General features: G+C 54.5%; 3 protein-coding genes. All 3 read left to right on the plus strand.

What is annotated here, in order from left to right; genetic code table 11:
- A partial coding sequence (locus VIN66_RS04730; RefSeq protein ID WP_331922920.1) for a carbon-nitrogen hydrolase family protein occupies positions 1-670 on the plus strand: 670 nt, incomplete at its 5' end.
- Complete coding sequence (gene tldD / locus VIN66_RS04735) at positions 667-2,106, plus strand: metalloprotease TldD (RefSeq protein WP_331922921.1); 1,440 nt, start codon at positions 667-669, stop codon at positions 2,104-2,106. The genes VIN66_RS04730 and tldD, both read left to right, overlap by 4 nt.
- A 167-nt stretch (positions 2,107-2,273) precedes the next feature.
- Positions 2,274-3,036 (plus strand): branched-chain-amino-acid transaminase (ilvE, locus tag VIN66_RS04740; RefSeq protein WP_331922922.1); only part of this gene is annotated, 763 nt, incomplete at its 3' end.

Raw genomic sequence — 3,036 nt, forward strand, 5'->3', positions numbered from 1 at the left:
ATTACAGCATCAGGCACCGCTGGGGCAGGGGGTTATTCAGCAGCGCTGTGCAGCGCTAGCGCAGCAGTTTGGCGTTTATCTGCTGGCCGGGTCTTTGCCGACGAGCAGCCCTCAGCCTGAACGATTCCGCGCCAGCAGCATTTTATTTGCCCCCGACGGCAGCATAGTGGCCGACTATCAGAAAATGCATTTGTTCGATGTCGAAGTCAGTGACGGTACCGGCAGTTACCGTGAGTCGGCCTCAACCTGTCCCGGGCAGAAAATCAGCCTGGCAACACTCGGTGAGTTAAAGCTTGGTCTATCAGTGTGCTATGATGTGCGCTTTCCTGCTTTGATGCAGGCCTTGGCAGCTAAGGGCATGAATGTGCTGACTGTGCCGTCGGCATTTACCCGGGTAACCGGTGCGGCACACTGGCATACGCTACTAAAAGCCAGGGCTATTGAAAACCAGTGTTTTGTGTTGGCACCGGATCAAACCGGTGTGCATGCCAATGGCCGGGAAACTTATGGTCATAGCCTGATCATTGACCCCTGGGGTACAGTATTGGCTGATGCCGGTACTGAGCCGGGCTGGATCTCTGCCAAAATAGATTTAACCGACTGTGTGCGGCTGCGGCAGAAAATGCCGGTGGCACACCATAACCGATTTAACAGTGAGCTCAAACCATGACTGCACCCGAGCAGAACCTGATCACCGCTTCCGAGCTGACCGCTGACGATTTGCAGCAAACGCTGGGCTATTTGTTTGACCATCAGCTGGATTTTGCTGACTTATATTTTCAATCCAGTGTGCATGAGTCCTGGGTATTGGAGGATGGCCTGGTAAAAGACGGCTCTTTCAATATTGAACGCGGCGTGGGTGTGCGGGCTATCAGTGGCGAAAAAACCGGCTTTGCCTATGCCGATACCATCAGCAGTGCAGCATTAAAACAAGCCGCTACCGCCGCGCGCGGTATCGCCGCGCAGGGCCAGCAGGGCAGTGTTAAAGCATTCAGTAAAAGCGGCAACAGTAACATCTACCTGCCATGCGAGCCGCTGCAAAGCCTGAGCAATACCGATAAAGTGGCGATGTTGCATCAGATAGAAGCTTATATCCGCACCTTAGACAGCCGCGCCGAGCAGGTGATGGTCAGTTTATCCGGTGTCTATGAAGAAGTGCTGGTTGCGGCCAGTGATGGCACCTTTGCCAGCGACATCAGGCCGTTAGTACGGCTGAACTGTTCGGTGCTGCTGCAGCAGGGCGACCGGCGTGAGCGTGGTAGTGCCGGCGGCGGTGGCCGTACCGACTATCAGTATTTTTCTGAGTTGGTTGATAACGCGCCGCGCTGGCAGCATTACGCCCGCGAAGCCGTGCGTCAGGCGCAGGTTAACCTGACGGCAATAGATGCCCCGGCCGGCACCATGCCGGTAGTGCTGGGCAGTGGCTGGCCCGGTGTGTTGCTGCACGAAGCGGTTGGACATGGCCTGGAAGGTGACTTTAACCGCAAAGGTTCGTCTACCTTCTCTGGCCGCATCGGTGAGCAGGTTGCATCTAAGCTGTGCACCATTGTCGATGACGGTACACTGGCACATCTGCGCGGTTCACTGAATATTGATGATGAAGGTGTACCCAGTCAACACAATGTGCTGATTGAGAATGGCATTTTAAAAGGTTACATTCAGGATAAGCACAACGCTATGTTGATGAAAGTACCGCCCACCGGTAACGGCCGGCGCGAGTCTTTTGCCCACTTACCGATGCCGCGGATGACGAATACTTATATGCTGGCAGGTCAGCACGACCCGGAAGAAATCATCGCCAGCGTGAAAAAGGGCATTTACGCGCCGAACTTTGGCGGTGGCCAGGTCGATATTACCTCGGGCAAGTTTGTGTTTTCAGCGTCAGAGGCTTATCTGATCGAGAACGGCAAAATCACCGCACCGATTAAAGGCGCTACCCTAATTGGCAGTGGGCCTGAGGCGATGCAACAGGTGTCGATGGTCGGTAACGATCTGGCGCTGGATGCCGGTGTTGGCGTCTGTGGCAAACAAGGTCAGAGCGTACCGGTAGGCGTTGGCCAGCCGACACTGAAGCTGGATGCGATGACGGTAGGCGGTACGCAGTAATTCTTAATAATTTAGAACGTGAGTTAACCGGGTACCCACACCAACACGCCGTAAATACGTCCCTGTAGGCTCGTTTCCGCCCGTCCGGGGCTCCAACGGTTGGCTTAGGGTAGCCGGTTAACGCACAGCGCAGCTCATTACAAATATCAACAGGAATAATTAGCAAGATGGCAGCATTTGGCACCGTATTTACCCCGGAGATGATTATCTCCCACTTTCACAGTAACAGCTGGAGCCAGCCAGAACTGGTGGCAACGGACAGTATCAGCCTGCACCCGGGTGCACACGTACTGCATTATTCCAGTACCTGCTTTGAAGGCTTAAAGGCGTTTCGCCATGCAGATGGCGGTATCTATGTGTTTCGCATGGACAAAAACGTAGCCCGCTTAGCACAGAGCAGCCAGTTACTGGCACTGCCACAAATAGATGGCGCTATGCTGCAGCAGATGATCCTGGATATCGTAAAGCGCTACGCGGCGGATGTACCTAACCCGCCGGGTTCTATGTATATCCGTCCGACCCATATCGGCACTGAAGCTTCTATCGGCAAAGCGGCGGCGCCGAGTCTGGAATCGATGTTGTATGTATTACTGTCTCCGGTAGGTGACTACTTTGCCGGTGGTGCTAAGCCACTGCGTTTACTGCTGGAAGACAGCGCCCGCTGTGCCGCCCATATGGGTATGGTAAAAAGCGGCGGCAACTATGCCAGCGCATTGCAGCCGATTATGAAAGCCCGTGCTGCGGTGCAGGCCGATCAGGTATTGTTCTGCCCTAATGGCGATGTACAGGAAACCGGCGCAGCCAACTTCCTGTTGATTGACGGCAACGAAATTATCACCAAAGCGCTCGACAGCTCGTTCCTGCACGGTGTAACACGCGACTCTATATTAACGCTGGCGCGTGATCGCGGTATGAAAGTATCAGAGCGCG

This window comes from Rheinheimera sp. (assembly GCF_036568245.1).
In the GTDB taxonomy this organism is placed as follows: Bacteria; Pseudomonadota; Gammaproteobacteria; order Enterobacterales; family Alteromonadaceae; genus Alishewanella.

Excerpts from the sequence above, each read along its gene's own strand:
- tldD (WP_331922921.1), top strand. The coding sequence starts at position 667 with ATGACTGCACCCGAGCAGAACCTGATCACCGCTTCCGAGCTGACCGCT.